Origin of the sequence: Sulfuritalea sp. (genome assembly GCF_017302275.1) — a bacterium.
Lineage (GTDB): Bacteria > Pseudomonadota > Gammaproteobacteria > Burkholderiales > Rhodocyclaceae > Sulfuritalea.
Map to the genome: position 1 here is coordinate 21,675 of NZ_JAFLDR010000049.1, position 6,708 is coordinate 28,382.

Sequence of the window (6,708 nt, forward strand, 5' to 3'; positions counted from 1 at the left end):
ATGTTCCGAATCTCCCAATTCATGCAGGAAATCGCCGCGCCGACGCCGCTCGGGCCGGCGCGCAAGCCACCTGGCCCGGTGGTGATCTGGAACCTGATCCGACGCTGCAACCTGACCTGCAAGCACTGCTATTCGATTTCGGCGGACAAGGATTTCGCCGGCGAGTTGTCCACCGCCGAGGTCTTCGCCGTGATGGACCAGCTCAAGGCCTTTCGGGTTCCGGCGCTGATCCTCTCCGGCGGCGAGCCGCTGCTGCGGCCGGACATCTTCGAGATTTCGGCGCGCTCGAAAGCCATGGGCTTCTTCACCGCGCTGTCTTCCAACGGCACGCTGATCGACGCCGCGATGTGCGAGAAGATCACGGCCATCGGCTACGACTACGTCGGCGTCAGCCTCGACGGCCTGGGCGCCACCCACGACAAGTTCCGTCGCATGGCGGGCGCCTTCGACAAATCGCTGGCCGGCATCCGCCTGTGCCGCGATGCCGGGCTCAAGGTCGGCGTGCGCTACACCATGACCCAGGACAACCACCAGGACCTGCCAGGCTTGCTGAAGCTGGTCGAGGACGAGGGTGTCGATCGCTTTTATTTCTCGCACCTCAACTACGCCGGGCGCGGCAACAAGAACCGCAAGGACGATGCCCTGCACCAGATGACGCGCAATGCCATGGACCTGCTGTTCGACACCTGCTGGGAGTACCAGCAGCGCGGGCTGGTCAAGGAATTCACCACCGGCAACAATGATGCCGACGGCGTCTATCTGCTGTACTGGCTGCAGCGCAGGTTCCCGGAAAAGCTGGAGCACATCCGCAAGAAGCTCGTGCAATGGGGCGGCAATTCCAGCGGCGTGAACGTCGCCAACATCGACAACCTCGGCAATGTGCATCCCGACACCATGTGGTGGCACTACACGATCGGCAATGTGCGCGAACGGCCCTTCGGCGAGATCTGGAACGATGTTTCCGACCCGCTGATGGCCGGCCTCAAGGCGCATCCGCGCACGGTGGGCGGGCGCTGCGGCGCCTGCGCCCACTTCGCCATCTGCGGTGGCAACACGCGGGTGCGCGCCCAGCAGCTGACGGGCGATGCCTGGGCCGAGGATCCGGGCTGCTACCTCAGCGACGAGGAAATCGGCCTCGCTTGACCTGCGTCAAGTCAATCTTTAAAACCCCGCCGCTGCGACACTTTGTCGCAGCGGCGCGCTCCCGGCGCACCGTATGATCATGCGCAATGACAACGCATCCAGGGAGATCACCGATGACGCCAACCCAGCAGGAAGTACCCGCCGACAACGGTGAAATGACCTCGCTTCTGCTCGGCGCCGGATTCGCCCTGGCTTCGCTGATCATCCTGCCCGCCGTGGCGCAACGCATAGGCCTCGGCTCCAGCCTGACCATTGCCTTGCGCGGCGCCTTGATGCGGGCCGCGAACCGGGTGTAATCGCCGGATTCCTCCGCCGCCGGCAATCCCGGCGGCCTTTCCCCGGCGCGCCCGACAGTGGCGCGCCCCGACCATGAAATCGATGTTCCCGTTGTTGCGCCTCGTCCTTGCGCTGTTCGCTTCCGCGCTGCTCGGCGCCTGTTCCGATCCCGCCACCACCCTCGTGCCGCGACCGCCCGGCGGCGACTTCGTCCTGCAGGCGAGCGAAGGGCCGCTCGATACGCGCAGCCTGCGCGGCAAGGTGCTGCTGATCTACTTCGGCTACGTCAATTGCCCGGATGTCTGCCCGGTATCGATCGCCGCTGGCGCCGGGGCGCTCAACGCCCTGTCGCCCGCCGAACGCGAACGCACGCGCATGATCATGGTCTCGGTCGATCCCGAGCGCGACACGCCGGCCGCGCTGAAAACCTACGTCGCCTATTTCCACCCGCAGATGCTCGGCGCCGTCGGCAGCGCGGCGGAAACGGCCACCGTGGCGAAGAAGTTCGGCGCCGGCTACGTGCGCCAGCCGACGCGGCCCGACGGCGGCTATGCGGTGGACCATTCCTCGCAGACCTATGTGGTCGATCGTGAAGGCCGGCTGGTGGAGATGCTTTCGCTCGGCACGCCGTCCGAAAAGATCGCGGCGGCGGTGCGCAAGCTGCTATGAGCCGCCCGGCCGATCGCGCGCTGACCTTCCTGGCGCTGGCCGGCATCGCCTTTGCCGGCTGCTTTGTCGATGCCGTGCGGCTACACGCGGCGGCGGCCGGTGACGCCAATGGCATGACGGCGCTGGTGGCGCAACTGCGGCTCACCGACCTCGCGCTATTCACCGAGGCGCGCTACACGCGCCATCCCTCGCAGGCCGACCTGCACTCGGCCTACCAGGACCATCCGCTGGCGCTGGAGCATTTTCCGACCGGATCGCTGATTTCACCTCCGGCCGGCCTCCTGCAGGCGACGTCAGGAGTCGGCGCCGGGGAGACCGCGAAATGAAGCTCTGGCTGGCAAAGCAGCGCTACCTGATCGATTTCACGCTGCTGGCGCTGGCGCGGCGCAAGACGCGCAACCTCGGCCTGTTGCTGGTCTACACCGTGCTGGTGTTCATGCTGGCCTCGGTCACGCTCTACAGCCACGCCCTGCGCCAGGAGGCGGCGCGCGTGCTGGCCGGTTCGCCCGAGGTGATCGTGCAGCGCATGGTGGCCGGCCGCCACGACCTGATCCCGCCCGGCTACCTGGAGAAGATCGGTCGCATCCGCGGCGTGCAGATGCGCGAGGCGCGGCTCTGGGGCTACTACTACGACGCCGTGACCAAGGCCAATTACACATTCATGGTGCCGGCGACAAACGCGCCGGCCGCCGGCGAGATCGTGGTCGGCCCGGCGCTGGAGCGTTCGCGCGGCCTGGCCAGGAACAACGGGATCTCCTTCCGCTCCTACTCGGGAAAGCTGCATACCTTCGTCATCGCCGACGTGCTGCCGCAGGCCTCCGAGCTGGTCAGCGCCGACCTGGTGCTAATGAGCGAGGAAAGCTTCCGCGCCTTCTTCGACTACCCCGCCGGGCACTACACCGACATCGCGCTGTCGGTGGCCAATCCGCTGGAAGTGCGCAACGTGGCGCTGAAGCTAGCCGCCGCGCTGCCCGACGCGCGGCCCATCCTGCGCGAGGAAGTGCTGCGCACCTACGCCTCGATCTTCGACTGGCGCGAGGGCATCGTGCTGGCCCTGCTCTCCGCCGCGATCCTGGCCTTCGGCATCCTCGCCTGGGACAAGGCCTCGGGCCTTTCGGCCGAGGAAAAGCGCGAGATTGGGATACTGAAGGCGATCGGCTGGGAAACCGGCGACGTGATCAAGATGAAGTTCTGGGAAGGCTTGCTGGTCTCGCTGACCGCCTTCCTGCTCGGCTTCGTCGCCGCCTACGTGCATGTCTTCCACTTCGCTGCCTCGCTGTTCGAACCAGTGCTCAAGGGCTGGGCGGTGCTCTATCCGCGCTTCCAACTCACACCGCAGATCGACGGCCTGCAGGTGGCGACCCTGTTCTTCTTCACCGTCGTGCCCTACGCCGCGGCGGTGCTGGTGCCGATCTGGAAAGCGGCGATCACCGATCCGGATTCGGTAATGAGGGGATGAGATGAGGCGCGTCGACTGTCACGGGAACGCGCCGGCAAGGTGCTCTGCGCCGCTCATGTCATCCGTCGGTGCCGTTCCGGCACCTCCTCCTTCTTTACTTCGCTTTGCAGAGCACCTTACCGGCCCGTTCAGGACACGCCTCAAGGGTTTAGGGGGTGAAGAACCGGTGGCGCATCCAGCCGGGGATGGCGGGTATCCGACTCCCGGAAGTAAAGGAGGAGGGCCGGTGCATTTTCGGCCCGGAGGGCGTAGGCAGGGTTTCGCGGAGCACTGCTCCGCGCTGCCGAAGCCGGCTTGCTGTGCAAAGCAAGCCGTGGACCATGGAGGGAGTCGGATACCCGTCGTCCCCGGCGCCCACCCACAGTTAGCCGACTACGCGTTTTGAAATGATCGAACTCCACGCCATCCGCAAGGCCTTCAACCAGGGGCATGAGAACGAGTTCTGGGCGCTCGACGGCATCGACCTGGATATCGAAGCGCGGAAGGTCACCGCGCTGCGCGGGCCCAGCGGTTCGGGCAAGACCACGCTGCTGACCCTGGTCGGTTGCCTGGCGCGGCCCACCGAGGGGCGCGTGCGGCTGGACGGCGAGGACATCTCGGGCCTGCCCGAACGCTTCCTGACCGAAATCCGCCGCCGCCGCTTCGGCTTCGTGTTTCAGCAGTTCAACCTGATCAAGGGCCTCTCGGCGCTGGACAACATCATCCTGCCGGCCTATCCGACCGGGCAGCCGCGCAAGGACTTGCTGGAGCGCGCCGAAGAGTTGCTGGCGCGACTCAAGCTCGGCCATCGCCGCGCGGCCAAGGTCGAGTGGCTCTCCGGTGGCGAGCAGCAGCGCGTCGCCATCTGCCGCGCCCTGATCAACGACCCCGAACTGCTGATCGCCGACGAGCCCACCGCCAACCTCGACACACATTTATCGAAGGAGTTCATGGCCATCCTCGAAGGCCTGGCCGGCGAGGGCCGCAGCATCCTGCTCACCAGCCACGACCCGCTGGTCACCGAATCCGACGTGGTCGATCGCGTGGTCGAAATGCGCGACGGCCGCATCGTGCACGAGCGCTGACGCCGTACCGCCAGCGCCGACTTTCATGCTCTTCCAGCCCGCCATCATCGCCCTGCTGCTCGCCTCCGCGCTCTGCGTGCTTGCACTCGCCGCCAGCGCGCCCTTCGCCGTCGAGGTGATACGCCGCTGGGATATTCGAAGTGGCAGCGAGCGCCAGTTGCAACTGGAGCGCCGCACTTATTTGTTCTCCACCCTGCTGGTCTTCGTCCTCGGCCTGCAACTGGCGGCGGTGCTGCTCTTCGTCTTCAATGCCGAGAAGATGTCGGCCATGTTCGTCGGCGCCATGTGCGCGGTGGGCACGCTCAACGTCAATGCCTTCGGCTTCCCCGCGCTCAACGCCAAGATCGCGGTCTTCTTCCTCGCCGCGATGTGGCTGGCGATCAACCACATCGACAGCCGCGCCCGCGACTACCCGCTGGTGCGCCTCAAGTACGCCCTGCTGCTGGTGCTGGCGCCGCTGCTGGCGGCGAGCGCCTGGATCGAGCTGCAATACTTCCTCGGCCTCAAGGCGGATGTCATCACCTCGTGCTGCGGCAGCCTGTTCTCGGAAGGCAGCCCGACGCTGGCGGCGGAAGCTTCCGCCATGAAGCCGCTGCCGGCGATGTGGCTGTTTTACGGCGCATCGGGCACCACCATTGCGCTGGCGGCATGGCACGGCATGGGCGGCGCGCGGCGCGACTGGCTGGCCTATGCGCTGGCGGCAGCCAGCGCCGTGGCCTTCGCCGCGACGGTCGCCGGCATCCTCGCCTTCGTCTCGCTCTACGTCTACGAGCATCCCAACCACCATTGCCCCTTCTGCATCCTCAAGCCCGAGTATGGCTACCAGGGCTACCTGCTCTACCTGCCGCTGTTCGTCGCCACGGCGGCGGGGCTGGCGGTGGGGGCGGTGCAGCCCTTCGCCCGGCGCGAAAGCCTGCGTGAGATCGTCCCCGCCTTCTCGCGCAATCTGGCCGCCATCGCCGCCAATGGCTTCGCCTTGACCGCCGTGATCGCCACGGCGATGATCTGGAACTCCCGCCTGATACTCCTGGAGCATTGATGCGCGCCTTGCTGCTGCTTCCGCTGTTCCTGCTGCTCGCCGCCTGCGGCGGCGATTCCTCGCCGGCCAAGCTCAACATCGGCCAGACGGCGCCGGCCTTCAACGCAAGCTACGTCGATGGCAGCCCTGCAAAGATCGCCACCTGGGCCGGCAAGCCGCTGGTGATCCGCTTCTGGGCCGACTGGTGCAAGTTCTGCGAAGGCGAGATGCAGGCCATCGACAAGGTCTATCGGCGGCTCAAGCCGCACGGGTTGGAAGTGATCGCCATCAATGCCGGGCAGGACGGCAAGACGGTGGCCGCCTTCATGCAGAAGATCGGCGTCAGCTACCCGGCGCTGTTGGATGAGAACTCCGCCATCGCCAAGTCCTACGGCGTGGTCGGCCTGCCCACCACCTATTTCGTCGATGCGCGCGGCGTGGTCCGCGTCAAGCTGATCGGCGAATCCGACGAGGCCGCCTTCGAGCGCGCGGCGCTGGAACTGCTCAAGTGAGCGCCATCGATCCGGCCACGCCCTGCGACCTGTGCAGCCTGCCGGTCGGCGCGCGGCCGTTTTCGCTGGCCACGGCGGAGAAAACCATGCTCTTCTGCTGCGAAGGCTGCAAGGGGATTTACCAGATGTTGCACCAGATCAATGAAGCGCCCGGCGCTTCGGACGACAATTGAACCATTGCCGGCAAGGAGAACGAAAATGATGAACGACGAAATGATGAAACAGATGTCGCATACGATGGGCCAGGGCATGGGCATGATGAGCCACCCGGTGGCCAAGGGCGCGATGATCGCCGCCACCGGCTATACGGCCGGGCGCGCCTTGCTGCCGGGAATGTTGCGCAACCCCCTGCTGTTGCTGGCGGGCGGCATCGCCGGCGGCGTCGCCGTCGGCTACCTGCTGCACAAGCACGAGAAGGACGTGGTGCGCTTCGTCTCGCGGGCGATGGGCATGGGCAAGGATTTCGTCGCGCAGCAGCGCGAAAACCTCGACGACCTGATCGCCGAGGCGCGTGAGGGCGAGCCCGCGGCCGGCGACCCCGCCGCGCCGGCCGAACCCGGCGCGCCG

The 6,708-nt window shown here is 66.4% G+C and carries 10 protein-coding genes; all 10 read left to right on the forward strand.

The window, feature by feature from the left end:
* Entirely contained in the window at positions 1-1,143 is a 1,143-nt protein-coding gene (nirJ, locus tag J0M27_RS18860; RefSeq protein WP_294995433.1) for a heme d1 biosynthesis radical SAM protein NirJ, read from the forward strand.
* A gap of 113 nt (positions 1,144-1,256) precedes the next feature.
* Complete coding sequence (locus J0M27_RS18865; RefSeq protein WP_294995436.1) at positions 1,257-1,439, forward strand: hypothetical protein; 183 nt, start codon at positions 1,257-1,259, stop codon at positions 1,437-1,439.
* Between the two features lie 73 nt (positions 1,440-1,512).
* A complete protein-coding gene (locus tag J0M27_RS18870) occupies positions 1,513-2,088 on the forward strand; it encodes an SCO family protein (RefSeq protein WP_294995439.1) in 576 nt (191 codons plus the stop codon).
* A complete protein-coding gene (locus J0M27_RS18875) occupies positions 2,085-2,414 on the forward strand; it encodes a hypothetical protein (RefSeq protein WP_294995442.1) in 330 nt (109 codons plus the stop codon). The genes J0M27_RS18870 and J0M27_RS18875 overlap by 4 nt, the downstream gene beginning before the upstream one ends.
* Entirely contained in the window at positions 2,411-3,547 is a 1,137-nt protein-coding gene (locus tag J0M27_RS18880; RefSeq protein WP_294995445.1) for an FtsX-like permease family protein, read from the forward strand. The genes J0M27_RS18875 and J0M27_RS18880 overlap by 4 nt, the downstream gene beginning before the upstream one ends.
* Positions 3,548-3,933: 386 nt before the next feature.
* Positions 3,934-4,611: an ABC transporter ATP-binding protein gene (locus J0M27_RS18885; RefSeq protein WP_294995448.1), complete on the forward strand. Its 678-nt coding sequence runs from the start codon at positions 3,934-3,936 to the stop codon at positions 4,609-4,611.
* Between the two features lie 25 nt (positions 4,612-4,636).
* Entirely contained in the window at positions 4,637-5,650 is a 1,014-nt protein-coding gene (locus J0M27_RS18890; protein ID WP_294995451.1) for a hypothetical protein, read from the forward strand.
* A complete protein-coding gene (locus J0M27_RS18895; protein ID WP_294995454.1) occupies positions 5,650-6,141 on the forward strand; it encodes a TlpA disulfide reductase family protein in 492 nt (163 codons plus the stop codon). The genes J0M27_RS18890 and J0M27_RS18895 overlap by 1 nt, the downstream gene beginning before the upstream one ends.
* A complete protein-coding gene (locus J0M27_RS18900; protein ID WP_294995457.1) occupies positions 6,138-6,314 on the forward strand; it encodes a heavy metal translocating P-type ATPase metal-binding domain-containing protein in 177 nt (58 codons plus the stop codon). Before J0M27_RS18895 ends, J0M27_RS18900 begins: the two co-directional genes overlap by 4 nt.
* A gap of 25 nt (positions 6,315-6,339) precedes the next feature.
* Positions 6,340-6,708: hypothetical protein (locus J0M27_RS18905; RefSeq protein WP_294995460.1), on the forward strand; the 369-nt coding region annotated here is incomplete at its 3' end.